We start from the raw sequence: 25,521 nt of genomic DNA on the forward strand, positions 1-25,521 counted from the left end.
TAGAACTACAGGCAAAGCCTCACTGAATGATAACCACCTACTGAAGTAGGTGGTTTAGGGCTGAAAATAAAAAAGGCCACCGAAGTGACCTTTTTCTAAAACTTAACCTAAGCAATGCTTATTTTACACGACTAACGTATTCGCCAGAGCGAGTATCTACTTTGATCACTTCGCCGATAGAGATAAACAGAGGAACGCGTACTACTGCACCTGTAGACAGTGTTGCAGGTTTACCACCCGTACCTTGAGTATCGCCTTTTAGACCTGGATCTGTATCGGTTACTTCTAGCTCAACGAAGTTTGGTGGCGTTACCACGATTGGGTTGCCGTTCCAAAGAGTTAACATACAAGTGTTGTTTTCAACCAACCACTTAGCGTTGTCACCTACCGCTTTAACATCAGCAGCAATCTGCTCGAATGTTTCGTTGTTCATAAAGTGGTAGAATTCGCCGTCGTTATATAGATAATCTAGGTCGATATCCATTACGTCTGCAACTTCACAAGTATCACCAGACTTGAAGGTTTTCTCTAGCACTTTACCAGAAAGAAGTTTACGAATTTTTACGCGGTTGAACGCTTGGCCTTTACCAGGTTTAACGTATTCGTTTTCCAAGATAACGCAAGGCTCGTTATCAAGCATTAGTTTTAGACCGCCTTTAAATTCATTGGTGCTAACAGTAGCCATTTTTTCCTCTTACATTCTTAGAGCTAAATTCAATGCCGCACATCATAACCCGAAAAGTTGAATCTGTTGAGCAAAACTGGCTTAAACAGCTAGCGAATGGGATCTCGGATCCTGCAAAACTGCTCGAACAACTTGAAATTGATCCGCCCCCTTGGCAGAACGGGTTTGAAGCTCGAAAGCTTTTTGCGCAACGTGTGCCGCAAAGTTTTGTCGATAGAATGGAAAAAGGCAACCCTTATGACCCGCTTTTACGTCAGGTGCTGCCCTTGAGTGAGGAGTTTGAAATTCATCAAGGATATTCCAACGATCCGCTCGAAGAGCAGAGCAATGCCATCCCAGGATTACTGCACAAATATCGTAATCGCGCATTAATGATTGTAAAAGGCGGCTGTGCCATCAATTGCCGCTACTGTTTCCGTCGTCATTTCCCGTACGACGAAAACAAAGGATCTAAGCAAGTTTGGCAAACCAGCCTCGACTACATTCAGCAGCACCCTGAGATCGATGAGATCATTTTATCCGGTGGCGATCCTCTCATGGCCAAGGATGAGGAGTTAAATTGGCTCATCAAGCATATTGCAGATATTGGCCATATTAAGCGCTTACGTATTCACTCTCGCTTACCTGTCGTCATCCCAGATCGCATCACCCAGACTCTGACGGACACATTGGCTCAAACTCGTCTACAAGTGATCTTAGTTACGCATATCAATCATGCACAGGAGATAGATCAAACTCTGACCAACGCATTGTCTCGACTCAAACAAGTTGGTGTTACTCTACTCAACCAAGGCGTGATGCTTAAAGGTGTGAATGACAGTGTTGCTAGCCAAGTTGCGCTGAGTAACGCACTGTTTGATGCAGGCATTCTGCCGTATTACATCCATGTACTAGACAAGGTGCAAGGCGCTGCGCATTTCTTTATTTCCGATCAGGAAGCCAAAAGAATCATGGCCGGCGTGCTGGAACAAGTCTCTGGTTACTTGGTACCGAAACTGACTAGAGAAATTGGCGGCCGCGCCAGTAAAACCCCTCTCGACCTACATTTAGAGTAGTAATGAAAAACGTACGTGGATTTACCCTGATTGAACTCATTATCGTCATTGTTGTGCTCGGTATCCTAGCGGTCACAGCGTTGCCACGTATGTTAAATATCCAATCGGACGCACGCATTTCAGCCCTACAAGGGTTACGTAGTGCCATGCAAGGAGCAAACGATCAGTTAATTGGTTTGTCATCGGTTCGAGGTCTCGACACCGAGGAGAACGCTTCGATTGAAATTGAAGGTGAGAATGTCTTGCTCGTCTACGGCTATGCGAGAGCAGACAATGCAAACGCATGGGCTCATCTTATTGATGCCAACATAGAAAACACCACTTGGGGCAGCGACAATGCTGACTGGTACTTTAGCAATACCAATGGTGACGATGGCATCATTCTCTATATGCCGGCGAGTCGAAGACAAGTTGGACTAAACTGCTTCTTACAGTACACCGAGGCGACGGAAACTGATCCTCCGAATTTCATTCTTACCACAGATGGCTGCTAGTTTTTTTTCTTAAAGATAGAAATCTTTTGTTCGATCGACACCTGTAATCTATGCATACTCGAGCGTTTTGGAGGTCATAATGCAACCAACTTTAGATCAACTATTAGACTTAGGACCGTTTAGTTGGCTAGCGCTACTTTGCTGCGCTATCAATGGTATTTTAATTGGTGTCGAACGTCAGACTCGTGGCAAACCTGTCGGTATTCGTACTTCAATTCTGATCATTTCTGGTACCTATCTATTTATGTCGATGGCCGTATCACTCTCGCCAAACACCCTTGACCAAGCTCGCGTGCTTGGGCAAATCATTACCGGTGTTGGTTTTCTTGGTGCCGGTGTAATGATGACGCAAGATGGCAAGATCCACGGTGTGACATCCGCAGCAGTTATCTGGATGCTTGCCGCTCTAGGCTTGATGATAGGGTTAGGATACTTACAACAGTCCGTTGTTATCACCTTGCTCGCACTCACGGTTCTGCTTGGCGTAGATAAAGCAGAAAACAGAGTTAAGGCGTTACGTCGAGGCGTACACCAAACATTCCAGAAACGTAAGAGATTACGTTCTGGTACATAAGCCTTAGATATAAGTCGACCTATTTCCTCCATTTAAGCTTCGTTATTTGATAACAAACAAAGAAGAGGCGAATAGTGAAAGTCATGCGCGAGATAAGCAAAAGACCTCACATTTCGCCTACCCCTTTCGGGTTAGCATAATCACAACTTTCAACTTACTGTAGGGTTAGATTATGTTTTACGTACATATGCTCCTGCTTCTGACGGTCATTTTTATCGGTATCCGCCATGGAGGCATTGCGTTTGGTTTACTCGGTGGCCTGGGCGTTTCTGTTCTGGCCTTCGTTTTTGGTGTCGCACCGGGATCACCTCCTATCAGCGTAATGCTGATCATTCTCGCGGTGGTCGCAGCATCAGCCACACTCGAAGCAACGGGTGGCCTCAAGCTACTGGTTAAGTTCGCAGAGCGCCTGCTACGCAAACACCCTAGTCAAATCGTCTTCTTAGGCCCACTTTGTACTTACTCTCTTACTGTGTTGGTCGGGACTGGCCACTCGGTTTACCCACTTCTTCCTGTTATTTATGATGTGGCATATAAGAAAGGTATTCGCCCTGAAAGACCAATGGCAATGTCTACGGTCGCTTCACAAATGGGGATCACGGCAAGTCCGATTGCAGCAGCAGCGGCTGTTGTCATGGCGACTGCCGCAGACAACAGTCTCGATATCAGCCTAGTTGACGTACTGCTTGTCACCATTCCAGCAACTCTGATTGGTGTACTTGTTGGCTGTTTATGGAGTTTGAAACGCGGTAAAGATCTCGATCAAGATCCAGCATTCATTGAACGTTGCCAAGATCCTGAATTCAAAGCACAGCTAATTGATGCTAGCGATGAAGACGATCAAACCCCTAGCCACGAAGGCGTTGCGAAGAAAGGTTTAACCATCTTCCTCGCGGGTATTGCCACCGTCATATTTGTCGCGATGTTTGGTAAAGATTTGGGTCTGCTACCAAGCGGAGTTAAGATGTCGGTAGCGATTCAGTTCCTGATGCTATCTGTCGGTGCGTTGATTCTACTCACCACTAAAGTAGAGCCGAAAAAAATCGTCCACAGTAACGTGTTTATCGCAGGTATGACGGCGGTGATCATCATCTTTGGTATTGCTTGGATGAGTGACACGATTATCGGCTTCCACAAACCCTACTTAATCAGTTTGGTGAGTGACATTGTGGCCGCGCATCCATGGACTTTCGCCATCGCGATGTTTGTGGTGTCAGTATTCCTCAAGAGTCAGGCTGCGGTTCTTACCATCATGCTGCCACTTGGATTTGCGATGGGCATTCCAGCCCCTGTTCTGATTGGTGTACTACCCGCATGTTATGCTTACTTCTTCTTCCCGTTCTATCCAAGTGACCTAGCCGCGATTACCTTCGACCGCTCAGGGACAACCCAAATCGGGAAGTACATTCTCAACCACAGCTTCTTGCTACCAGGTTTCATTGGCGTGGTTACCGCTACGACTGTCGGTTACGTTATCTCAACCATGATTGTGAACTAACCAAACGACAAATAGTAAAAAAGCCAGTTGGTTTCCCAACTGGCTTTTTATTTGAATCATTTTAGCGATGTGCTTAGAACAACTCTTCCGCTACCTTGAACAGGTCAGTGCGTACAGGACGCTTCATGTTCTCGATTGCATCGATAATATCGTGGTGAACAAGTTGCTCTTTCTGAATACCAACACAGCGACCACCTTGACCTTCCATTAGAAGATGTACAGCGTAGTTACCCATACGTGAAGCGAGTACACGGTCAAACGCAGTTGGACGACCACCACGTTGAATGTGGCCCAGAACCGTAGCACGAGTCTCACGACCTGTTGCCGCTTCGATCTCTTTAGCTAGCTCGTTCGCATCCATCATTAGCTCTGTTAGAGCAATGATCGCATGCTTCTTACCTTTAGCGATGCCATCTTGGATATTACCAATTAGCTTCTCTTTATCTAGACCCGTTTCTGGTGTGATGATGTACTCACAGCCACCAGCGATCGCAGACATAAGCGTAAGATCACCACAGTGGCGACCCATGATCTCTACGATAGAAATACGTTGGTGAGAAGATGAAGTATCACGTAGACGGTCGATCGCATCGATAACTGTATTAAGAGCAGTTAGGTAACCGATTGTGTAATCTGTACCTGCGATGTCGTTGTCGATTGTGCCAGGAAGACCAATACATGGGTAACCCATTTCAGTCAGCTTCTTCGCACCCATGTAAGAGCCGTCACCGCCGATAACAACAAGAGCTTCAATGCCGTGTTTCTGTAAGTTTTCGATCGCTTTTTGGCGAACTTCGACTTCTTTGAACTCAGGGAAACGTGCAGAACCTAGGAACGTACCGCCCTTGTTGATCACGTCAGAAACGCTTGAACGATCCAGTTGTTTGATACGATCTTCATATAGGCCTAAGTAGCCATCGAATACACCGTAAACCTCTAACCCTTCAGATAGTGCAGTACGAACTACACCACGGACTGCTGCGTTCATACCAGGTGCGTCACCGCCACTTGTTAAGACACCGATCTTCTTAATCATGCTCACCCTCGATTTTTGGGAATCTTATTTCAATTTTTACGTCAGCCGCTTTCAAACAAGCCACCAACAAAATTCCTTTAACTGTGCAATATGTTACCTTTCCTAGAAAGGAATACTACTTTTATTTGCATCAAATTATGTAAGTTTTCTACTTATGTAAGAGTATTACAGCTTTGCACATTGACTTACTTGATACACATCAGGATCACAGTTAAAAATGGTATCGCTGAAAAGATAGTCAATAGTTGACGGTTTGTCTGCGTTATTACTCTTACCAATCTTGAGATTTCTGGACTTTCTCCGCTCCCAATACCACAGAATAGGGATCCTGATGAATTAGTACATCCGATTGAGGAAAAAGCTCAAGCAATTTATCCTCGACTTGATCAGAGATTCGATGCGCCTCAAGCAATGGCATATTATCTTCCAATTCCAAATGAAGCTGAATAAAACGTGTCGGGCCAGACATCCGTGTTCTTAGTTGATGAACGCCCAGTACCCCCTTCACATTCAAACAACATTGTCGAATGGCTTTAAGTTCATCATCCGGAAGCTTTCTGTCCAGTAGCGTTTGAATGGCTTCCTGAACCATCTTGAATGCGCTGTATAAGATAAACACACCGATCCCGACAGCAAACACCGCATCTGCCTGTGTGATACCAAACCAACTTAAACCCAGCGCCAGCATAATAGCCGCGTTCATATAGAGATCAGACTGATAGTGAAGTGAATCGGCTGCGATCGCTTGGCTGCCCGTTTTTTTGACAACTTGTTTTTGGAAGGTAACCAAACCCAATGTCACCGCAATGGCAAACAAACTGACATATACGCCATACTCTGGTGACTGGAGAGCATGAGGCCTGAAGAAACGTTCTATACCGTTAAGAATAAGAAAGACCGCCGAACCTGAAATGAACATCGCTTGAGCTAAGGCAGCTAAAGATTCTGCTTTACCATGACCAAAGGTGTGCTCTCGGTCTGCCGGTTGTAATGAGTACCGCACGACAACCAAATTGACCAGTGAGGCGGCAATATCAAGCATCGAGTCAATTAGTGACGCAAGAAGACTGACCGATCCCGTGACCCACCAAGCTGCGACTTTAACAATAAGTAAAACCGTAGCCACTATCGTAGCTGTCCAAGCCGCCATGGTGACAAGGCGAGCGTATTCCTGTTTCATAGTACTTTGATTAGTAAGCAAACATCCCCTAAGTATAACGCTTCACAAGTTGAATAAAAATGACATAAAAAAGGCGACCTTTCGGCCGCCTTCGAATGCGTTACTGAACAAGGTTAGTCAAAACGCTTTTGCATTTTTTCAGCACACTCAGTAGCGCGCTCTTGTTGCAGTTCAACAAACTTCGCTTTCTGCTCAGGAGTCAAAATGCTTAGCATCTTGTGCTGTCTCTCCAGCATCTTAACTTTGTGCTCTGTTTGTTGAACAACCATAGCTTTCGCTAATTCATTCGCAGCCGCTTGGTCAAAATTGTCCGCCAATACTAACTGCTGCATTTTCGCACGCTGTACTTGATTTTCAGCATGGCGCGTTTCGAAGTTATCTTTGAATGCCGCTTTCATATCTTTTTTACCAGTTTCACGCATCTCTTGAAGCTGGTCTTTCTGTGCGTCAGTGAGATCCAGTTGGCGCATAATACCGCGGTCAAAACCACCGCCACATTCGCCATGGCCACCCTTCTTGTGATCTTTACCACCAAATGCATATGCACTTGCTGTACCCAATGCTAGAGGAAGAACAGCGGCTGCCAATACTACTTTTTTTGCTAATTTCATAATCGTACCCTTCACGTTAATCTGTTGAATGAGCTGTCTTCACAGCGGTTAAGTGTAGAATACGACTTGCAGCGTAAAGCAACGTCTATAGAGCGTAAAGAATCGTAAAGAACAATAATGACACTAAATCAATGGACGTTTTCCCAGTAAACTAACGGTAACCAAACTAAGTTGAGACCTTGCTATGCCACATATACTGTTAATTGATGACGATACAGAACTCACAAGCCTGTTGAAAGAAGTTCTCTCTTTTGAGGGGTTCGACGTATCGGAAGCAAACAATGGTGAAGAAGGACTAGCACGACTTAGCGATGATATTGATTTAATTCTGCTTGATGTCATGATGCCTAAACTCAATGGGATGGAAACTCTCAAACGTCTCCGAGAAGATTGGCAAACCCCAGTATTGATGCTCACCGCCAAAGGTGAAGAGATTGACCGTGTTATTGGTCTTGAACTGGGTGCTGATGACTACCTACCTAAACCGTTCAGCGATCGTGAATTACTCGCGCGAATCCGAGCAATCTTACGTCGTACTCAAAGCTCAGCCAATGGCAAGCAAAGTAAAAACTCAGACTGTGTCGAATACCAAGATATTCAAATCTATCCCGGCAAGCAGGAGGCTTACTGTCAGGGCCAACTGCTTGATCTGACCACCACTGAGTTCGCATTGTTGAGCCACTTTGTTCAAAATCCGGGACAGACACTAACCAAAGAGACCCTTAGCCTCGATGTACTGGGCAAACGTCTAGCCGCTTTTGATCGCGCTATCGATATGCATGTATCTAACTTGCGGAAAAAACTTCCGGATAGAGAAGATGGTAAATCACGTATCAAAACGCTTCGTGGTCGTGGCTATCTACTGGTTGAGGAGGACTAATGCGACTTCCAAAAATCACCAGTCTGTACGGTCGTATCTTTGCGATCTTTTGGTTTACCATGTTTCTGGTGCTGATGGCGGTACTGTCTCTGCCTCACCTTGATCCAAGAAAAGCTCGTGATATTCCCGCCGATCAGTATGATCGTCTGATCGAACTCAAAATGACGATTGAGAAGCAGTTCGCCAACGAGGAAAACCTTGCCAATATTCTATTCAAACTGGAAGGTCCTTCTCGCTCGCCTCGTGATACACGGCCGCGCTTTTTTGTTACCGACCTCGACGGTAGCCTGCTCACCACACAAGATTCAAGAGAACATAGATCGAAAGCGCTACAAAACTTCATCACGAGTGTCGAGCTTTCAGGAAAGCCAAAACAAAAACTATACGGTCACTACATGTTTGCCGGCCCCCTACCTGTGACATTAGCAAAACAGGAACTATTACTGTTTGTTGGTGTAAAGTGGAACCAGCCACCTCCTTTCTTGCTACGAATGTTTGACCGACCGTTCCAGTTACTATTTGCGGTAATGATCGTAAGTACGCCCTTACTGCTTTGGTTAGCGTGGGCACTAAGTCAACCCGCTCGTAAGCTTGAACGAGCGGCAAAGCGTGTCGCGAAAGGTGAGTTTGTTGTCGACCCTAGCTTGGAGAAAGGCACCAGTGAATTCCGCCAAGCAGGAGCTAGCTTCAACCAAATGGTTGAGGCCGTGAACCAGATGATCTCAGGTCAACAGAGATTGCTGTCCGACATATCCCATGAACTTCGTTCTCCTCTCACTCGTCTGCGCATGGCAAACGCGCTTGCCACCAGAAAACAAGGGGAGAGCGCGGAATTAACTCGCATAGATACCGAAGCGCAACGCTTAGAGCAGATGATTGCTGAACTTCTTGAGCTGTCACGAATGCAAGTCGACAGCCACTTAAATCGAGAGCTACAGCCCGTCAGTAGTCTATGGGAAGCCATCCTTTCTGATGCTCAATTTGAAGCAGAACAAATGGATAAAGAACTGGTTTTCACTACCTTGCCAAGTTGTGCAATATCAGGTAATCCCAAGTTGCTGATGAGTGCGGTAGACAATATCGTCCGCAACGCCATCTACTACGGAAAGGATCGTATCGAAGTTCAAGTGGTAGAGTCCAACCAGTACATTACGATCACTGTTGATGACAACGGTGATGGAGTACCTGACCATGAACTCGATGCGATCTTCCGCCCTTTCTATCGCGTGTCAACGGCTCGTGATAGGCACAGTGGTGGTACCGGACTAGGATTAACCATCACCGAAAGTGCAGTAAGGCAGCACAGCGGAACCGTGAGTGCAACGCGCAGCAAGCTAGGTGGACTGTGCGTAACGATCACACTCCCTCTCCATCACTAAGTATCCCTACAAAATCACTACATCAGACTTGGCGGCTGTGGCAAGCCGCCTTATACTTTCAGGCCTCAATCCTGTCAGTAATTAAAGAATCACAATATGTTTGATATCGCCCTATATGAGCCTGAGATCGCACCTAATACTGGTAACATTATTCGTCTATGTGCCAACTGTGGTGCCAACTTACATTTGATTGAGCCACTAGGGTTTGATTTGGAAGAGAAGAAAGTACGTCGCGCAGGGCTCGACTATCATGATCTTGCTCGCGTTATTCGACACAAAAACTATCAGGCATTTGTGGAATACTTAGAGAAAGAGCGCGGTGACTATCGCATCTTTGCCTGCACAACAAAAACCACAGGTCATCACGTCGACGCTCAATTCCATAAAGGTGACGTGCTGTTATTCGGCCCAGAAACTCGCGGCCTACCCGCTGATTTGATTGAAAGTATGCCTATGGAACAGCGCATCCGCATTCCAATGATGCCTGATGCACGCAGTCTCAACCTCTCCAATGCGGTGGCGATCATTGCTTTTGAAGCGTGGCGTCAAATGGGCTTTGAAGGGGCGCAGTAGCAAAAAAGCCGATGCATTCACATCGGCTCTTATAATACTCGCTATCTAGTTATCCAGCAGCGAAAAGCTCTTTAGGTCACTACGGGCGTGTAACGAAACCTACTGCTTGGTATGCTTTCTTCAATGTTTCAGCAGCACGAGCTGACGCTTTTTCCGCACCCTGTCTCATCACTTGATCCATGTAAGCACGATCAGCGCGGATACGATGGTATTCAGCTTGGATAGGCTCAAGCATTGCGACAAGGGCTTCGCCGACATCTTTCTTGAACGGACCATACATTTCAACGCCTTGGTACTTAGCTTCAATCTCTTCAAAGCTTAAACCCGTCGCTGCCGAGTAAAGACCCATCAAGTTAGAAATACCGGCTTTGTTATCCCAGTCATGCGCGATACGTGGTGGTGTCTCTGCGTCTGTCTGAGCTTTGTTAATCTTCTTAATGATTGACTTAGGCTCTTCCAACAGAGTAATCACGTTTTTACGGTTATCGTCTGACTTTGACATCTTCTTAGTCGCATCTTGAAGGCTCATCACGCGTGCATTCACTGTTGGAATATACGGTTCTGGTACTTGGAAGATAGGCTGCTCTGGCGAATAGATGTTGTTAAAACGGTTAGCAATATCGCGTGCTAACTCCAAGTGCTGCTTCTGATCGCTACCTACTGGCACTTGGTGAGCACCGTAAAGCAGGATGTCAGCTGCCATCAATACAGGGTAGTCAAACAAACCCACATTCACATCACCGAACTGGCTAGAGGTATCTTTTGAATAACGAGCAGACTTATCTTTAAACTGAGTCATACGACCAAGTTCACCCATCTGGGTATAGCAGTTAAGAAGCCAACCAAGTTGAGCATGCTCTGGTACATGAGACTGAACAAATAGCGTGCTCTTTTTCGGATCAACACCAACGGCAAGACAGATTGCTAATGCGTCAAGCGTCGCTTCATGCAGTGCCTTTGGATCTTGACGGACAGTAATTGCATGAAGGTCTACTACACAGTATTGGCAATCATAATCGTCCTGCATTTGTTGCCATTGACGTAGAGCACCCAAGTAGTTACCGATACTTAGTTCACCTGATGGTTGAACACCACTCAATACAATGGGTTTGCTCATGGGAATGATTCCTTTGACTTCTTAATCTAAATATATGAAAAAACCGTGTCGATTCAGGTTCTCAATCACCTAGTGACACGGTTTACTCAGTGTACTCATTAACGAGTATTTTGGAAGATATTTTATTGCACTTACGCGCAAACCGTTACAACATCGACTAAATCTGCGATGGTGTCCGCGACGTAATCTGGCTCAGAGTCAGAGATTGGCTCACCGTGGTTGTAGCCATAAGTAAGACCAAATGAGTAACAACCTGCATTCTTGGCCGCTTTGATGTCATTGCTTGAATCGCCAACCATCAACATTTCTTCAGGCTGGCAGTTGTGCTTCTCAAGCAGCCAGTTAAGTGCGATGGGGTTAGGTTTTCTTTCAGGGAACGTATCACCACCAATCACATCTACAAAGTATTGGCCAATGTTATGCTGAGCCAACACTTCAGGAACAAACTTGGAAGGTTTGTTGGTCACCAGCGCCATCGTAAAGCCAGCACGGTGTAGTTCAGCCAAAGTCTCTTTTACCGCTGGGTATAAATGACTTAACTTGTGCCCGCCTTGTTGGTAATAATCATCAAATAACACACGAGCCTTGGCATGCAATTGTGGGTCAAGATCAGGTGACACGGTCAAACTACGGCTAAGTGAACGCCCGATAAGAATATCAGCACCGTTACCCACATAGTCTCGAACTTGCTCTTCAGTAACAGAGGGAAAGCCCAATGCTTGAACGGCTTGATCAGCCGCTACCGCGAGATCAGGTACACTATCAAGCAAAGTACCATCCAAATCGAAGGCAATCAGTTTAATACGCTTATTCATCGAATTACTTCACCTGAGCCAATTCTGCGCGCATTTGGTCGATCACTTGTTTGTAATCTGGCTCGTTAAAGATTGCAGAACCGGCTACGAACATATCCGCGCCAGCTTCCGCGATCTCTTTGATGTTATCCACTTTCACACCACCATCGATTTCCAAACGGATATCGCGACCCGATTCGTCAATCATCTTGCGCACTGCACGTAACTTATCAAGGGTATTTGGAATGAAAGACTGACCGCCAAAGCCTGGGTTCACTGACATCAGTAGAATCATATCCACTTTGTCCATGATGTACTCAAGGTGTGACAGAGGGGTCGCAGGGTTGAGTACAACGCCCGCTTTACAGCCGTGCTCTTTAATCAGTTGCAACGTACGATCAACATGCTCTGATGCTTCGATATGGAATGTGATCATCGATGCGCCAGCTTTGGCGAAATCTGGAACGATGCTATCAACCGGCTTAACCATAAGGTGAACATCAATCGGCGCGGTGATACCGTAATCACGCAATGCTTTACAGATAGGTGCGCCAAAAGTCAGGTTTGGTACGTAGTGGTTATCCATTACGTCGAAGTGAACCACGTCAGCGCCTGCTGCGAGCACTTTTTCAACGTCTTCACCCAAGCGAGCAAAGTCTGCAGACAAAATCGATGGAGCGATAAGGAAATCTTTCATACCTGACCTCTAGTAGTAATTGGCATCATTGCATTCAAAACAGATTCTCTGAATTACAGAGCATTTTGCGCGCAATTCTACCTAAGCTAAAGGTCAGAAGATAGGAAAGCTTGATGAAATGTGATTATTCACTGTCTGTTGGCTTAAATAGCGCTAGCAGTTCATCGACTTTATTTCGCCCTGCACCATTGCGGCTTATAGTACGCTTCACCTTAACCACGTTAAGCTCTGCGCCATGATATAAGCGACGAGTGAGTGTTGTATCGTGGTTAGAGATAAGAACTGAGATTCCACGTTCTACCGCAGCTCGCTCGGCAACATCCGCCAAAGCGGCCTGATCATCTAAGCTGAACCCATTGCCTGCGTATGAGGTAAAGTTCGCTGTGTTAGATAACGGTGCATAAGGAGGATCACAATAAACCACACTGCCCTTTCGCGCACGCTTGAAGGTCTCATGGTAGCCTTCACATACGAAAGTCGCCTTCTTTGATTTTTCCGCAAAGAACTCTAGCTCTGCTTCAGGGAAGTACGGCTTCTTATACGAACCGAAAGGGACATTAAACCCACCCTTCTTGTTGTAACGGCATAAGCCATTAAAACCAAAACGGTTCATATAAAGAAATGCTAAGGAGCGATACATGACATCGTCAGTGGCATTAAACTGCTGACGAATATCGAGATAAGCTTCCTTACGATTATTCTCAGCACAGAACCAACGCTTCGCTTCCGAGATGTACTCTTGTGGATTTACTTTAAGAAGGTTATACAGGTTGATCAGATCCGGATTAATGTCTGCCAGCAGGTATTGCTCGTAGTCCGTATTGAGGAAAACAGAACCAGCACCTACGAACGGCTCTACCAGTTTACGAGCTTCAGGCAAGTGACGCTGGATATCTTCGACAAGTCCGTATTTACCCCCTGCCCATTTCAGGAAGGCTCGCTGCTTCTTCATCTACTGCTCTATCTATCAACCACAAATTAAGGCTGCGGAATGTAACATATTTTGTAATTAATCTCAGGCTATTTTGCGGTGAAAAACAATCTAGTTCTCTTGGCTGCCACGATCTATCTCGCGTTGAACTTGATTCAACGACTTTGCCCACGGATCCAGTTTTTGTAACTCACTCGATAATCCAGCCACTGCATCACGTGCAACCTGAATCGTTGGGTAGTTTTGATAGGTGATAATGTACCATTCAACACCATTGCGTTCCGTTGGATAAATAAACACTTGGTTAGCAAGTTGATGCTGATCGATAAATTTCTGAACTTCTTGAAGTGAGCTAACGGCAGCAAGCTGCAAAGTGTAGCTGCGTGAAGAAAAACTCTTAAGTTCATCTTTAGTAAAGGAGAACTTAATGACCGTTTCTGTTGTTGATGGCGTCTGTTCTTGAGGCGATACCGCTTCTTCAACCGGAGTCGGTTCTTCGACCATAGATTGTTCAACCACCTCATCGTTCACGCTGGTATCCACTTGTTCAGGTTTCCCTTCCATCAGCGCATCGACAACGTCTGATGTGATCACTACACGCTGTTGGGCATCATCGGCAGTACCGACACTTGTTACCTGCTCGGTGACATCGGGCGGCAAAGCCATAGAGTCATCAACCGCATTCACCAAGGTCTGATCTATAACGGGCTCTGATTCAATGATAACTGCGCTAGCTTCTGTTTCAGATTCACTTTCAGGGAGAGTAGGAATCACCGTCTGCTCCATCGACTGGGTAATTTGCTGTGCTTTGTCGTCCGCAGATGGTTGCATCATCATCCACCAGTACCCGCCACCGATTAATAACAGCAAAGTAATAACCAGTAATGCAATATTCACCGGAGAACCCACTATCGAGCGGATAATAATCCTTTTTTCCACTTTATAATCCCCTAAAGCCATGATCTCGCCAGGGCGGCGAGCGACCGTCCGATACGCGTTGCGTACCCGTTTTTCCATGTCATCTTCGACAAATCGAATCACCAAATGTTCAAAAAAACGATCCGCTTCCTGCTGGCTAAGTGGTTCAATTTCAAGATCAATTGGTTTGTGTTCCTGACCATAACTTAAACGAGTCAGGAGCGCATCCATACTGTTAGACTCTGCAAACAACAGCACATTAACAGTCCAGCTCGGGTTGGTTTGCGCTTCAAGCACTAACATCCAAAGCTCAGACACAAAAGACTCACTCAGCAGATGAGCATCATCCACTGCGATAACCACATCACAGCTTTCACCTTCCATTAAGCGCGTAAAAGATTCCACAAGAGAGTCGGATGGGTTAAATAGCGGCTCGGACACGAGCTGAGTTAAGATTGTCGAGCGACGCTGGTCATCACCTTGGTTGGCATGACACATGAGTAGAGACTGGTTTTTATCTTGAGCCCACGCTTCGAGATAGCATTGCGCTAGCCAAGTTTTTCCAGCTCCCGGAGCTCCTCCTAATGTCACCAAGTTTGAGCCAAAATTAGTTAACAGCTGCAATCGTTCCAACAGTTCTGTCTGAGAGTCTAATTCCAACACACGTGGATCATGCGCCAAGCTCATTTGCGTTATCCTAATGACAATATGAGTAGTACCAAACCAACATCATTGATGCCAGTTTGGTATTACAGACTAGAAGAATTATACGGTGCGTGCGAAGTCGATCGCTTTCTCAAGTACCGACTCAGGAACACCTTTTACTACTTCGGCTGTTCCTATACTGGTAGGCAAAACCAGTCGAAGTTCACCAGACAATACTTTCTTATCGCGCATCATGTGCTTGATAAAATCAGCAAATGACATCTGCTCCGGTGTATGGACTGGTAGTTGTGCTCTCTTCAGTATAGAAATAATTCGCTCAACTTGCTGCTCAGTGATAAGCCCTTGAAGCTGTGCGGTTTTTGCTGCCATCACGGTACCTGACGAAACGGCTTCTCCGTGTAGCCAATTACCATAACCTAACTCGGCTTCAATCGCATGACCAAATGTATGACCTAGGTTCAGCAATGCGCGAATTCCCGACTCTTTCTCATCCTGTGCAACCACTTCCGCTTTGATTTCACAACAACGTGCAATCGCGTAAGTCAGTGCTTGCTCATCCAGTTGATATAATCTGTCGAGGTTCTCTTCTAGCCAAACAAAAAATTCAGGATCGTAGATGATGCCATACTTGATGACTTCAGCCATCCCCGCCGCAAACTCACGACTCGGCAAGGTTTTCAAACAATCAGTATCAATCACGACCGCTTTAGGCTGATAAAAAGCCCCAATCATGTTCTTGCCAAGCTTATGGTTTACTGCTGTTTTTCCTCCCACCGAGGAATCAACCTGAGAGAGTAGCGTTGTTGGGATCTGAATAAAATCGACACCACGCTGATAACAAGCCGCAGAGAAACCGACCAAATCACCAATCACTCCACCGCCTAGCGCAATAACCACAACATCACGGGCATAGTTGCCTTCAAGCAAGTAACTCATGACAGTGTTAAAGGTATCGAGTGATTTGTATTGCTCTCCATCTGGTAGCTCTAACACAGAGGCTTGACAGCCAAGCTGTTCTATAAGAGAGAGGATTTTATCCGCGTATAAAGGAGCCACCGTCACATTGGTGATGACGACAACTTTTTGTTTTGCAGATAAGAAAGAAAGGTGGGCCGGATCATTAAATAATCCGGCGCCAATTGAGATTGGATAGCTACGTTCACCTAAGCTGACCGTAATCCGTTCCATGGGTATTCTCCAGTTGCTAAAAGTCTTAACTTTCTTCTAGCATTTTTACGATCTGGTTGGCTACCACTTTTGCACTTTGATCGTCTGTACGTACTGTGTAGTCCGCAATTTCTTCGTAAAGAGGGTTACGTTCACCCGCTAGGGATTCCAACACTTCACGTGGACTATCAGTTTGTAATAATGGGCGCTTCTTGTCGCGGTTAGTACGCGCAAGTTGCTTCTCAATTGTTGTCTCTAGGTAAACAACAATACCGCGAGCAGAAAGGCGATTGCGGTTTTCTTTGCTCTTGATTGAACCACCACCTGTTGCAAGTACGATACCTTGCTCTTCAGTGAGGTCATTAATCACTTTTTCCTCGCGAACGCGGAAGCCTTCTTCACCTTCTACGTCAAATACCCAAGCGATATCTGCGCCTGTGCGTTCTTCGATGACAGTATCTGAGTCAACAAACTCCATATGAAGCTGTTGAGCTAGATGTCTACCAATTGTGCTTTTGCCGGCACCCATAGGGCCAACAAGGAAAATATTGCGTTTCTCAGCCATGTTTAGCAGTAATTTACAACGTTAATTCAATGACATCGCCACAAGAAAAGCCAGTATAGTACTAGCGATGGAAAAGCTTGTGGCACCGATTCCTCACAGATAATTCGTGATAAGACCCGAAATTATCTAGATAAGGTGCCATTAATGCAAATTTATTTTCGCACCTCAGAGAAATCTGACTCAGTGACTATGGTTGGAGTGACGAAAATCAGCAACTCGCTTTTAGCGATATTTTGGTAAGTACGACGAAACAGCGTTCCCAGAATGGGAATATCACCAAGCATAGGAACCTTATCTATAGAATCAGTCACACTGTATTGATAGATCCCTCCCAGGACGACGGTTTGACCATCGTTAACCAAAACTTGCGTCTCGAGTCTCTGAGTATTGATCGCCAGCGCTTCATTTTTCCCCGCTTTGACCACATTACCTGGCCGGTCTTGAGTCACGTTCAAATCGAGTATCAATTTATCTTCAGACAAAATCTGCGGTGTGACCTCTAAGCTCAGTACCGCCTTTTTGAATTCAACACTAACCACACCTTTATCCGATGTTTCAAAATAGGGAATTTCTGTCCCTTGCTCTATGTAGGCTGCCTGTTTATTTGTGGTCATGAGTCTCGGTCTTGATATGACCTCCGCCTTCGCTTCTGATTGCATTGCTGACAACTCAAGATCGAGTAATACATCCGAGCCTAAAGTCGCAAGCTGAAAAGCGATATTGGCGGCATTAACTGAAGTCGAACCGAGGTTGACATTCAGCATTTGGTCGAGGGTAAATTCTTCAAGTGTATTTTCCTCAATACTGCCCCCTATCACCGTGTTTCGGTTTGTGCGATCTAATCCCCATCGGACGCCCAATTCGTCCAATTGCCCTTCATCCACTGTGACAATACGAGCCTCTATCTGCACCTGCTTGAGGGGAATATCCAGTGAACGTACGATGTTTCTAACGCCTATCACATTAGGTTCTAAATCATAAATAAGTAGAGCGTTGGTTCGCTCATCAACACTCAGGGTGCCTCTCTCTGATAGATACGGGTTACGGCCACTTTCATTGTTACTGAGCATCAGTAACAAATCGGCAGCCTTAGCGTATTTGACCCAAATAACCTCCGAGATCGCCTGTTGTCGTTCCCTCTCCGATCGAGTGCTATTTAGAATCTGTTTTTCCCGCTCTTCAACTTCAGATAATGGCGCAACAATGATCACCCCATCTTCGACCCATTTCCCCAGTTGTTTTGACTTGAGAATGGTATTAAACACCTGCTGCCAAGAGACCTTAGTGAGTCGTAAAGTCAGATTCCCACTAACCGAATCTGACACCACAATGTTAAAATCGCTGTGTTCCGCCAACAACTGCAATACAATTCTCACTGGAATATCTTGGAAGTTAATCGACAGTTGGTCTCCATCCACCTCTACCTGATTCCTTTGCTGGTCGCTGTATTCGTCGCGACCTGTAGACTCCAGCGCATTAGCAGTGCTATCACTTGTCCATATACATAGCATCGTGACAAGCAACCACAGTGATAGAGAGTGGATGTTGCTACTCATTTTCCTCGGCCAAGACTCACTCATAAGATACCTTCTATTTACTCAACGCAGTTTGAGAGAATGTCGAACTGACCGCCGTTCTGGTTCAGAAAGCACTTCTCGCATCACGACTGAGTCAGTCGTTATCTGCTCAACAACCATTGCTCCCGAATCGAGAGATTGCTCTGTCGTCGCACGTTTTATCTCTCCTTGAGGTGTTTGGAGAAACGCAGAGGCTGCTTTCGCACCAATGATGGTGCCTTTGAGTAACCAGTTGTTGAGCGGACAATCAATCGTGGCCTGGCACGTTGATAACTGGTTCTCGACGCTATTATTTTGAGTCTGAATCTCGATGACTGGCAGCTCAAACGGATCTCGAACCGCCCGTTTAGCACTAAGACCTTGTGCATCCCTAGCCAATAATACAGATGCCGATGCCTCAGTAAGATAATCCATCTTAGATGCCACGAGTTCTTGCTTGGCTAGGCATCCTTTTGCCACCAAGCCAACCACTAAGGCAGAGAGAACCTTAGTCTTCATTGTTCTCTCCAATCAACAACTGATAAAGATAGACCCGCAGTCGGAGTTTCAATGGCGAATTTGCCTCTGCGCTATTTTGCCAATGAACCTCTTCAACGACGATCACTTGAGGGAGTTGAGCGAGAGCGCGGATAAATGCTCCGATATCAAAATAGCGCCCACTCAGCTCAATATTGATAAGCTGGCGATAGAATAACCGGTCCATGTCTTGCTCTTGCACTTCGATACGAGTGAATGTCAGGTTTCGCTCTACACCAAGCCGGTTCATTTCAACCACCACATCGGTGATATCGGGTTGAGACAAGAAGGGGGCCGAGATCTGCCTCTTTTGTTCCAGTGCCAGACGGTAGTTCGCTTTAATGTCTGCCAATTCAGCAAGTTTCACCAAACTCTTATCAATCAGCAATTGCAGTTGTTGTTGCTGTTTTTCAGTGACGACGACTTGGGCTAGTTTTGGGGTTAGATACCATTGATAACCAATACCCTGTATAAACACGAAAAAGAGTAGAGTGATGAGTAGTTGGTAACGCAATGGCCATTGTGACCATTGTTCAATGTTGAAAGTTTGCTTAGCCATTTGGGAGTCCCTCACTGCCATCTAGCGAAAATGAGAGCTCCGCTTTGTGGTAAAGAAGGCCAGAAAAGTAACTGTCATTGGTTATCGAATGAATTCGGATCTGTTGGCACCGTAGGCAATTTTCGAGTGAGTCTAGTAGTGCTCTGATATTGGCGATCTCTCTGCTGATCGCCACCATTTCAATCTTATTCCCCACCATCTGAAGGCTAACGAGATACACACGTAACGGGATATAGACAGGAAGTGATTCAATAAACTGAACGACGGTGTCGGTTCGTTGCTTCAGCTCAGCTAATTCTTCATGATGCCCACGGACGTTATTCAGCTCTCGCCGCACATTGTCCAACTCTCCTTGTTGCTGTTTTGTCTGTGCTAACTCTGAGTTCAATAATGCCAAGTGAGATAGCTTGATATCAATTTGGTGATCAATATAGATACCCGCCCAACCTTGAATAGCAAGAGCCACCATAACACCTGAGTTAACTAACCACTTCAAGCGCTGCTTTTGTTGGTGCCTGCGCCATTCTCTCCAAGGAAGTAAATTAACGTTATACAGCACTCTTCGACTCCAACCAGCTAACACCTCGCAAGGCCGCTCCGGTGGCGATCGCAAATGCCCCTCCCTCTAACTCACTTCTTTGCACGCGACAAGACGACCACTCTAGTAGTTCAAAGGGATCAAGTACCTGACATTCTAGCTTTAAGTAAATGTGTAGCCATTTAGAGAGTTTTGACAGCTGCCCTGCCTCTCCGCATAACCAAATTCCCTGAATGTTGACATTGTAGATGGATGCAATGAGCTGAATTTGTCGCTTTAGCTTCTCGACTAATCCTTGCGCGAATGCCTTGAACTGGCACTGTGATAAGGTCGGCTTCTGCTCATCTTCATTGCCGACATGAATATCCTTGCAATAAGGAGCATGAAGAGGAAAATCAATACACACTGTCGATAGATGCCGATCAATATTGATGAGCATCCAGTCATTGCGACCTAACTGACTCGCCGCCAGTTGCCAAACTCGGGCTAGGCTGTGTGAACGAAGGTCTATCAGCAGCGGGGACATTCCTGCGGCTCGCAGCACTTCAATTCGATTATTCACGACACCCTTTTTGGTCGCAAAAACTTGAAACAATCGAAATTGATCGGTGTTTTGCTCCTCCAGCTCAACGTAATCCAAGCACAACTCCTCTACAGGAAAGGGGGACTGAGACGAAAAAGCATCGAGAAGAGCAAATTCTATTTCATGCCGACTAGTGGCACTATCTATCTGTAATACTTTACTTATTACTGAATTATCAGCGAGAGTAAGTGCTACTTTGCGACTAATTCTTGGTAAAGTCTTCCTTAGTTCTTTGAGTTTCTTTACAATTTTCTGATAATTTAACATGTGGTTATCAGAGAAAATGCCAGCTTCAATCGGTAACTCTTGGTAACCTACCAGTGCGTATCTGCCCTTGTATGGTTTAAGTACGACCACTTTTATACTGTGGTGGCCGATATCAATACCTGAAACTACTGATTTACCCATGCTGCTAATGCCTTATAGTTGCTAAGCTCTTATGCGTAAGTGAATGGTTCAATAAGCACATAAATGATTGAGCTAACTGTTAGCTTAAAATACAAGGGTTTGCATATAGTGAACCCAATTATTCAGGGAATCTCCGGTGAAGTTCATAAAGCGTTTGTTTATTTTCACACTGATTTGCATATTTCTTGGAATCGGAACTATTTTCGGTTTCTATTTATATGTCAAACCCGAGCTACCAGATGTAGCCACCCTAAAAGACGTTAAACTGCAAACTCCGATGCAGGTATTTAGTCAAGATGGCAAACTGATCTCTCAGTTCGGCGAAAAACGTCGCATACCTGTCGCCTATGACGACATTCCCCAACATCTTATTGAAGCGCTTATCGCAACCGAAGATAGCCGTTTCTATGACCACCCAGGTATTGACCCAATTGGTATTACTCGAGCGGCGGTTGTGGTGGCACTTTCTGGCTCAGCGAAACAAGGTGCGAGTACCATTACGCAGCAGCTAGCGCGTAACTTCTTCCTCTCCAACGAGAAGAAGATAATGCGTAAAATCAAAGAGATATTCATTGCCATCCATATTGAACAGCTTCTAAGCAAAGAAGAGATCATGGAGCTGTACGTCAACAAGATTTTCTTAGGCTACCGTTCATATGGCTTTGGTGCCGCTGCACAAACCTATTTTGGCAAAGAGCTTAAAGATTTAAGCCTAAGTGAGATTGCCATTTTAGCGGGCATGCCTAAAGCTCCGTCGACAATGAACCCAATTTACTCATTAGAACGTGCCACTCATCGACGCAATGTTGTTTTACTTCGTATGCTCGATGAAAAATACATCACGCAAGATGAGTACGACCAAGCTCGTGAAGAACCGATCATGTCTCAATACCATGGCGCTGAAATTGAACTAAGTGCACCTTATGTAGCTGAACTTGCTCGTGCTTGGATGGTTGCACGTTACGGTGAAGACGAGGCATACACCTCTGGTATGAAGATCTACACCACGGTCGATTCTAAACTGCAAGCCGCAGCAAACGACTCTGCGATTAACAACCTACTCGCTTACGATGAGCGTCACGGCTACCGCGGTGCTGAGAAAGTATTGTGGAAAGAAGACCAAGCCGCGTTTGAACAAGCCCAAATAGATAAAACTCTCAACGATGTACCAAGCTACGGTGAACTCATCCCTGCTGTTGTCACTAAGGTTGAAAACAAACAAGCAACCATCTCAGTAAAAGGACAAGGCATTCAAACCTTAACTTGGGATAACATCAAATGGGCACGTAAGTTCCTAACGGATGACCGCCAAGGTCAGTCACCATCAAATGCAAAAGAAGTGCTCAAAGCTGGTGAACAAATCTGGGTACGCCAAGTCAAGATCACCTCAGATAACGACGAAGCAACATTTGCATGGCATCTCAGTCAGGTTCCAAATGCCAACACGGCTTTCGTTGCTATGAATCCTGAAAATGGCGCTGTACTTTCTCTGGTGGGTGGCTTCAACTTTGTCCACAACAAATTTAACCGTGCGACACAATCGGTACGTCAGGTAGGTTCAAGTATTAAACCATTTATCTACTCTGCCGCGATCGATAAAGGAATGACCCTAGCATCACTGGTCAATGACGCACCGATTAACCAATGGGATCAAAGTCAGGGAACAGCGTGGCGTCCTAAGAACTCACCACCAACCTACATTGGCCCAACTCGTCTGCGTATTGGTTTAGCTCAATCGAAAAACGTGATGGCAGTGCGCGTGCTGCGTGAAGTCGGCCTTGATGAGACCCGTGAGTACCTAACGCGTTTTGGTTTTGAACTTGATCAGTTACCACGATCAGAAACAATTGCACTCGGCGCAGGCAGCTTAACGCCAATCAAAATGGCGCAAGGCTATTCTGTTTTCGCCAACGGTGGTTACTATGTGGAACCTTTCTATATTAGTCGCGTAGAAGGACCATTCGGAGACCTAGAATTTGAAGCCACACCTAAAACCATCTGCCGTCAGGGCTGTGAGTCAGCGCAAAGCATTAGCGGCCAATTTGCTGAGCAAGACGTGACTGAACAACAGCCACCCCAGTATGCACCTCAAGTTATTTCTGAGCAGACTGCATTCTTAATGCGCGAAATGATGTACAGCAATATTTGGGGTGGCGGTAACTGGCGTGACGGTACTGGCTGGAACGGCACAGGCTGGCGAGCTCAATCGTTAGAACGTCGTGATATAGGGGGTAAAACCGGTACCACAAACGACTCTAAAGATGCTTGGTACAACGGCTATGGCCCAGGTATGGTTGCAATCGCTTGGGTTGGATTTGATGACCACAATCGTAATCTAGGGACAACCAAGCCAAACAGCAACTTGGATAAAAATCAGATTTCAGGTGCAGAAGCGGGAGCCAAAACCGCTCAACCAGCGTGGGTAGACTTTATGCACACCGCTTTAGTTGGGGTACCTGAACAAGCGAAAATCATCCCTGAAAACATTGTCCGTGTTCGCATCGACAGAGACTCAGGTCTACTTACCAATAAGTTTGATTCAAGCTCCATGTTCGAATATTTCCTTGAAGGAACAGAACCAACTGAGTTTGTCACCAATGAGCTCTCAAACAGCATCTATACCTCAGAAAATGGTGGTGAAGAGCTGTTCTAACCAATAAAAAAGAGGTTGATGTGCAGACATCAACCTCTTTTTTTATCTCAGTATTCTACGCCTGCGATTGCGCTAACTGATGGGCGATGGCTTCAGCAAGCTGCTCGAAACGAGCTCTTAAGGGAGACCCTGGGCGGTAAGCCAACACGATACTACGCGAAGGCACAGGATTGATCGCCTTAACGTAGCAAACGCCATCCTTCTGCTTCTCTTTTGGCAATGACAGCTCAGGCAAGAGTGTAATTCCCGCGCCTGCGGCAACCATGTTTCTCAGAGTTTCCAAACTGGTTGCTTTAAAGCGCTCGTCATCTTTCGCACCTGCGGCAAAACAAAAGCCCAAGGCCTGATCACGTAGACAGTGGCCATCACCCAATGCCAGCACAGTTTTGCCATTGAGTTCCAACATATCAAGTTCATCAAGATCAGCCCATTCATGGCCACAAGGAACAGCGACACTCAGTGGCTCATTGTAGATCTCAATCTCCTTGAAAGGCGCCGTTTCTGTCACAGCCGCCAGAACAAGACAGTCAAGTTTGCCATCCTCTAGCTGGCGCACCAATTGATGCGTTTGAGCCTCATGGAGAAACAGTTCTAAATCCGGAAAACGCTCTTTTAGCATAGGGACGATTTTAGGCAGCAGATAAGGTCCGACTGTCGGAATAAAACCGATATGCATTGGCCCGACCATCTCACCAGCTTGACCACTGGCCATATCTCTAAAGGTTTTCACCTCTGCGAGAATTCGCTTTGCTTGGTCAACCAATTGCAACCCCGCGTCGGTAAACAGTACCCTGCGGCTACTCCTTTCCAGTAGTGCCGCTCCTAATTCATCTTCTAGTTTGCGGATCTGACCACTCAACGTAGGTTGACTGACGAAACACGCCTCAGCAGCTTTACGAAAATGTTTGTGCTCAGCGAGCGCGACTAAATACTCAAAATCTCGAATATTCATAATTGGTTGTTTCTCCACCCTAGTAGATAGAAATTATCTATCAAAACCATAGCATTAAACGATTAGAGCTATCAAAGGATTTTTTTAATAATAGCTTCATCGAAACGGAGCACAGTGAAAGCACTGATAAGACTTACCACCAAATTACATAAAATCAAAAGGAAACAAATATGTTTGCATCTAAAGAAGGTCAAAACGTACCACAAGTTACTTTCCCAACCCGTCAAGGTGATGCATGGGTTAACGTAACCACTGATGAGCTATTTAAAGGTAAGACTGTATTAGTATTCAGCCTACCTGGTGCGTTTACTCCGACTTGTTCATCAAGCCACCTACCTCGTTACAATGAGTTGTTCCCTGTATTCAAAGAGCATGGTGTTGATGAAATCCTATGTGTATCGGTCAATGACACATTCGTTATGAACGCATGGAAACAGGATCAGGAAGCAGAAAATATTACCTTCATTCCTGACGGTAACGGTGAGTTCACAGACGGTATGGGTATGCTAGTTGACAAAAACGACCTTGGCTTCGGCAAACGTTCATGGCGCTACAGCATGCTGGTTAAAGATGGCGTAGTAGAAAAAATGTTCATCGAACCAAACGAACCAGGTGACCCGTTCAAAGTCTCTGACGCTGACACAATGCTTGCGTACATCGCTCCTGACTACAAAACACAAGAATCTATCACTGTGTTTACTAAACCAGGCTGCCCATTCTGTGCGAAAGCGAAACAAAACCTGATTGACCACGGTCTTCAGTATGAAGAAGTGGTTTTGGGTAAAGATGCGACAACAGTAAGTCTACGAGCAGTCACTGGCCGCTCTACAGTTCCTCAAGTTTTCATCGGTGGTAAACACATCGGTGGCAGCGAAGAGCTAGAAGCTTACCTAGGCTAATAAAACCCTCAGTCTC

The 25,521-nt window shown here is 45.7% G+C and carries 26 protein-coding genes; 9 read left to right on the forward strand and 17 right to left on the reverse strand.

Translation table 11 applies throughout. The annotated features are described in order from the left end of the window. Window positions 1-118: 118 nt before the first annotated feature. Entirely contained in the window at window positions 119-685 is a 567-nt protein-coding gene (efp, locus tag ACQEXR_RS10885; RefSeq protein ID WP_331427496.1) for an elongation factor P, read from the reverse strand. Between the two features lie 32 nt (window positions 686-717). Between efp and epmB the strand changes: the two genes are divergently transcribed. From epmB to ACQEXR_RS10905, 4 genes are all read left to right on the forward strand, one after another. Further along, window positions 718-1,740 (forward strand): EF-P beta-lysylation protein EpmB, encoded by a 1,023-nt coding sequence (epmB, locus tag ACQEXR_RS10890; RefSeq protein WP_427020338.1) that lies wholly within the window; start codon window positions 718-720, stop codon window positions 1,738-1,740. Window positions 1,741-1,742: 2 nt separating this feature from the next. After that, window positions 1,743-2,234 carry a type II secretion system protein gene (locus tag ACQEXR_RS10895; protein ID WP_138971048.1) on the forward strand — a complete coding sequence of 164 codons (492 nt, stop codon included), beginning with the start codon at window positions 1,743-1,745 and terminating at the stop codon, window positions 2,232-2,234. A gap of 79 nt (window positions 2,235-2,313) precedes the next feature. Then, the gene (locus ACQEXR_RS10900) at window positions 2,314-2,808 is read left to right on the forward strand and encodes an MgtC/SapB family protein (protein WP_427020339.1); all 495 of its coding nucleotides are present in this window, start codon (window positions 2,314-2,316) and stop codon (window positions 2,806-2,808) included. Window positions 2,809-2,980: 172 nt separating this feature from the next. After that, window positions 2,981-4,306 (forward strand): anaerobic C4-dicarboxylate transporter, encoded by a 1,326-nt coding sequence (locus ACQEXR_RS10905; protein ID WP_138971050.1) that lies wholly within the window; start codon window positions 2,981-2,983, stop codon window positions 4,304-4,306. A 73-nt stretch (window positions 4,307-4,379) separates the two neighbouring features. Here the strand turns inward: ACQEXR_RS10905 and pfkA are convergent, their stop codons facing one another. The 3 genes from pfkA to ACQEXR_RS10920 all read right to left on the reverse strand — a co-directional run bounded on the left by pfkA (window position 4,380) and on the right by ACQEXR_RS10920 (window position 7,133). Then, window positions 4,380-5,342, reverse strand: coding sequence for a 6-phosphofructokinase (gene pfkA, locus ACQEXR_RS10910; protein WP_138971051.1), 963 nt, complete (start codon window positions 5,340-5,342; stop codon window positions 4,380-4,382). A 271-nt stretch (window positions 5,343-5,613) separates the two neighbouring features. Then, entirely contained in the window at window positions 5,614-6,522 is a 909-nt protein-coding gene (gene fieF / locus ACQEXR_RS10915) for a CDF family cation-efflux transporter FieF (protein ID WP_138971052.1), read from the reverse strand. A 113-nt stretch (window positions 6,523-6,635) separates the two neighbouring features. After that, window positions 6,636-7,133: a CpxP family protein gene (locus tag ACQEXR_RS10920; RefSeq protein WP_427020340.1), complete on the reverse strand. Its 498-nt coding sequence runs from the start codon at window positions 7,131-7,133 to the stop codon at window positions 6,636-6,638. Window positions 7,134-7,317: 184 nt separating this feature from the next. On the opposite strand from ACQEXR_RS10920, the gene ACQEXR_RS10925 reads away from it, so the two are divergent. From ACQEXR_RS10925 to trmL, 3 genes are all read left to right on the forward strand, one after another. Next, entirely contained in the window at window positions 7,318-8,013 is a 696-nt protein-coding gene (locus tag ACQEXR_RS10925; RefSeq protein WP_138971054.1) for a response regulator, read from the forward strand. Then, window positions 8,013-9,392, forward strand: a complete 1,380-nt coding sequence (gene cpxA, locus ACQEXR_RS10930) for an envelope stress sensor histidine kinase CpxA (protein ID WP_427020341.1) — start codon at window positions 8,013-8,015, stop codon at window positions 9,390-9,392. The genes ACQEXR_RS10925 and cpxA overlap by 1 nt, the downstream gene beginning before the upstream one ends. 96 nt (window positions 9,393-9,488) lie before the next feature. After that, on the forward strand, window positions 9,489-9,965 hold the full coding sequence (gene trmL / locus ACQEXR_RS10935; protein WP_331417669.1) for a tRNA (uridine(34)/cytosine(34)/5-carboxymethylaminomethyluridine(34)-2'-O)-methyltransferase TrmL: 477 nt from the start codon (window positions 9,489-9,491) through the stop codon (window positions 9,963-9,965). 79 nt (window positions 9,966-10,044) lie between these two features. Here the strand turns inward: trmL and trpS are convergent, their stop codons facing one another. From trpS to pilM, 12 genes are all read right to left on the reverse strand, one after another. Next, entirely contained in the window at window positions 10,045-11,082 is a 1,038-nt protein-coding gene (gene trpS, locus ACQEXR_RS10940; protein ID WP_138971057.1) for a tryptophan--tRNA ligase, read from the reverse strand. Window positions 11,083-11,213: 131 nt separating this feature from the next. Next, window positions 11,214-11,897, reverse strand: coding sequence for a phosphoglycolate phosphatase (locus ACQEXR_RS10945; protein WP_426952911.1), 684 nt, complete (start codon window positions 11,895-11,897; stop codon window positions 11,214-11,216). A gap of 4 nt (window positions 11,898-11,901) precedes the next feature. After that, window positions 11,902-12,573, reverse strand: coding sequence for a ribulose-phosphate 3-epimerase (gene rpe, locus ACQEXR_RS10950; RefSeq protein ID WP_138971059.1), 672 nt, complete (start codon window positions 12,571-12,573; stop codon window positions 11,902-11,904). A gap of 124 nt (window positions 12,574-12,697) precedes the next feature. Next, a complete protein-coding gene (locus tag ACQEXR_RS10955; protein WP_138971060.1) occupies window positions 12,698-13,525 on the reverse strand; it encodes a Dam family site-specific DNA-(adenine-N6)-methyltransferase in 828 nt (275 codons plus the stop codon). Window positions 13,526-13,615: 90 nt separating this feature from the next. Beyond that, entirely contained in the window at window positions 13,616-15,109 is a 1,494-nt protein-coding gene (locus ACQEXR_RS10960; protein WP_427020342.1) for an SPOR domain-containing protein, read from the reverse strand. Between the two features lie 78 nt (window positions 15,110-15,187). Beyond that, window positions 15,188-16,276 (reverse strand): 3-dehydroquinate synthase, encoded by a 1,089-nt coding sequence (gene aroB, locus ACQEXR_RS10965; RefSeq protein WP_427020343.1) that lies wholly within the window; start codon window positions 16,274-16,276, stop codon window positions 15,188-15,190. A 25-nt stretch (window positions 16,277-16,301) separates the two neighbouring features. Next, window positions 16,302-16,820 (reverse strand): shikimate kinase AroK, encoded by a 519-nt coding sequence (gene aroK / locus ACQEXR_RS10970; RefSeq protein WP_138971063.1) that lies wholly within the window; start codon window positions 16,818-16,820, stop codon window positions 16,302-16,304. Window positions 16,821-16,972: 152 nt separating this feature from the next. Next, complete coding sequence (locus ACQEXR_RS10975) at window positions 16,973-18,400, reverse strand: type IV pilus secretin PilQ (RefSeq protein WP_427020344.1); 1,428 nt, start codon at window positions 18,398-18,400, stop codon at window positions 16,973-16,975. Window positions 18,401-18,418: 18 nt separating this feature from the next. Then, window positions 18,419-18,895 carry a hypothetical protein gene (locus ACQEXR_RS10980; RefSeq protein WP_427020345.1) on the reverse strand — a complete coding sequence of 159 codons (477 nt, stop codon included), beginning with the start codon at window positions 18,893-18,895 and terminating at the stop codon, window positions 18,419-18,421. Beyond that, the gene (locus ACQEXR_RS10985; protein WP_427020346.1) at window positions 18,885-19,472 is read right to left on the reverse strand and encodes a type 4a pilus biogenesis protein PilO; all 588 of its coding nucleotides are present in this window, start codon (window positions 19,470-19,472) and stop codon (window positions 18,885-18,887) included. The genes ACQEXR_RS10980 and ACQEXR_RS10985 overlap by 11 nt, the downstream gene beginning before the upstream one ends. Next, the gene (locus ACQEXR_RS10990; protein WP_427020347.1) at window positions 19,465-20,031 is read right to left on the reverse strand and encodes a PilN domain-containing protein; all 567 of its coding nucleotides are present in this window, start codon (window positions 20,029-20,031) and stop codon (window positions 19,465-19,467) included. The genes ACQEXR_RS10985 and ACQEXR_RS10990 overlap by 8 nt, the downstream gene beginning before the upstream one ends. Continuing rightward, window positions 20,021-21,001, reverse strand: a complete 981-nt coding sequence (gene pilM / locus ACQEXR_RS10995; protein ID WP_427020348.1) for a type IV pilus assembly protein PilM — start codon at window positions 20,999-21,001, stop codon at window positions 20,021-20,023. The genes ACQEXR_RS10990 and pilM overlap by 11 nt, the downstream gene beginning before the upstream one ends. Window positions 21,002-21,137: 136 nt before the next feature. Between pilM and ACQEXR_RS11000 the strand changes: the two genes are divergently transcribed. Next, the gene (locus tag ACQEXR_RS11000) at window positions 21,138-23,654 is read left to right on the forward strand and encodes a penicillin-binding protein 1A (protein ID WP_427020349.1); all 2,517 of its coding nucleotides are present in this window, start codon (window positions 21,138-21,140) and stop codon (window positions 23,652-23,654) included. 55 nt (window positions 23,655-23,709) lie between these two features. On the opposite strand, the gene oxyR is transcribed toward ACQEXR_RS11000, so the two are convergent. After that, window positions 23,710-24,606 carry a DNA-binding transcriptional regulator OxyR gene (oxyR, locus tag ACQEXR_RS11005; protein WP_426952920.1) on the reverse strand — a complete coding sequence of 299 codons (897 nt, stop codon included), beginning with the start codon at window positions 24,604-24,606 and terminating at the stop codon, window positions 23,710-23,712. 170 nt (window positions 24,607-24,776) lie between these two features. On the opposite strand from oxyR, the gene ACQEXR_RS11010 reads away from it, so the two are divergent. Further along, complete coding sequence (locus ACQEXR_RS11010) at window positions 24,777-25,505, forward strand: redoxin family protein (RefSeq protein WP_269378362.1); 729 nt, start codon at window positions 24,777-24,779, stop codon at window positions 25,503-25,505. Window positions 25,506-25,521: the final 16 nt, after the last annotated feature.

Origin of the sequence: Vibrio sp. TRT 2004, from assembly GCF_050113735.1 — a bacterium.
GTDB lineage: Bacteria > Pseudomonadota > Gammaproteobacteria > Enterobacterales > Vibrionaceae > Vibrio.

What these genes read in the sequence shown, in the direction of transcription:
- pilM (WP_427020348.1), bottom strand. Translation starts at nt 21,001, where the DNA reads ATGGGTAAATCAGTAGTTTCAGGTATTGATATCGGCCACCACAGTATA.
- oxyR (WP_426952920.1), bottom strand. Translation starts at nt 24,606, where the DNA reads ATGAATATTCGAGATTTTGAGTATTTAGTCGCGCTCGCTGAGCACAAA.
- pfkA (WP_138971051.1), bottom strand. Translation starts at nt 5,342, where the DNA reads ATGATTAAGAAGATCGGTGTCTTAACAAGTGGCGGTGACGCACCTGGT.
- cpxA (WP_427020341.1), top strand. Translation starts at nt 8,013, where the DNA reads ATGCGACTTCCAAAAATCACCAGTCTGTACGGTCGTATCTTTGCGATC.
- ACQEXR_RS10905 (WP_138971050.1), top strand. Translation starts at nt 2,981, where the DNA reads ATGTTTTACGTACATATGCTCCTGCTTCTGACGGTCATTTTTATCGGT.
- ACQEXR_RS10925 (WP_138971054.1), top strand. Translation starts at nt 7,318, where the DNA reads ATGCCACATATACTGTTAATTGATGACGATACAGAACTCACAAGCCTG.
- trmL (WP_331417669.1), top strand. Translation starts at nt 9,489, where the DNA reads ATGTTTGATATCGCCCTATATGAGCCTGAGATCGCACCTAATACTGGT.
- ACQEXR_RS10920 (WP_427020340.1), bottom strand. Translation starts at nt 7,133, where the DNA reads ATGAAATTAGCAAAAAAAGTAGTATTGGCAGCCGCTGTTCTTCCTCTA.
- ACQEXR_RS10960 (WP_427020342.1), bottom strand. Translation starts at nt 15,109, where the DNA reads ATGAGCTTGGCGCATGATCCACGTGTGTTGGAATTAGACTCTCAGACA.
- fieF (WP_138971052.1), bottom strand. Translation starts at nt 6,522, where the DNA reads ATGAAACAGGAATACGCTCGCCTTGTCACCATGGCGGCTTGGACAGCT.
- efp (WP_331427496.1), bottom strand. Translation starts at nt 685, where the DNA reads ATGGCTACTGTTAGCACCAATGAATTTAAAGGCGGTCTAAAACTAATG.
- ACQEXR_RS10985 (WP_427020346.1), bottom strand. Translation starts at nt 19,472, where the DNA reads ATGGCTAAGCAAACTTTCAACATTGAACAATGGTCACAATGGCCATTG.
- aroK (WP_138971063.1), bottom strand. Translation starts at nt 16,820, where the DNA reads ATGGCTGAGAAACGCAATATTTTCCTTGTTGGCCCTATGGGTGCCGGC.
- aroB (WP_427020343.1), bottom strand. Translation starts at nt 16,276, where the DNA reads ATGGAACGGATTACGGTCAGCTTAGGTGAACGTAGCTATCCAATCTCA.
- rpe (WP_138971059.1), bottom strand. Translation starts at nt 12,573, where the DNA reads ATGAAAGATTTCCTTATCGCTCCATCGATTTTGTCTGCAGACTTTGCT.
- trpS (WP_138971057.1), bottom strand. Translation starts at nt 11,082, where the DNA reads ATGAGCAAACCCATTGTATTGAGTGGTGTTCAACCATCAGGTGAACTA.
- ACQEXR_RS10975 (WP_427020344.1), bottom strand. Translation starts at nt 18,400, where the DNA reads ATGAGTGAGTCTTGGCCGAGGAAAATGAGTAGCAACATCCACTCTCTA.
- ACQEXR_RS10900 (WP_427020339.1), top strand. Translation starts at nt 2,314, where the DNA reads ATGCAACCAACTTTAGATCAACTATTAGACTTAGGACCGTTTAGTTGG.
- epmB (WP_427020338.1), top strand. Translation starts at nt 718, where the DNA reads ATGCCGCACATCATAACCCGAAAAGTTGAATCTGTTGAGCAAAACTGG.
- ACQEXR_RS10955 (WP_138971060.1), bottom strand. Translation starts at nt 13,525, where the DNA reads ATGAAGAAGCAGCGAGCCTTCCTGAAATGGGCAGGGGGTAAATACGGA.
- ACQEXR_RS10895 (WP_138971048.1), top strand. Translation starts at nt 1,743, where the DNA reads ATGAAAAACGTACGTGGATTTACCCTGATTGAACTCATTATCGTCATT.
- ACQEXR_RS11010 (WP_269378362.1), top strand. Translation starts at nt 24,777, where the DNA reads ATGTTTGCATCTAAAGAAGGTCAAAACGTACCACAAGTTACTTTCCCA.
- ACQEXR_RS10945 (WP_426952911.1), bottom strand. Translation starts at nt 11,897, where the DNA reads ATGAATAAGCGTATTAAACTGATTGCCTTCGATTTGGATGGTACTTTG.
- ACQEXR_RS10980 (WP_427020345.1), bottom strand. Translation starts at nt 18,895, where the DNA reads ATGAAGACTAAGGTTCTCTCTGCCTTAGTGGTTGGCTTGGTGGCAAAA.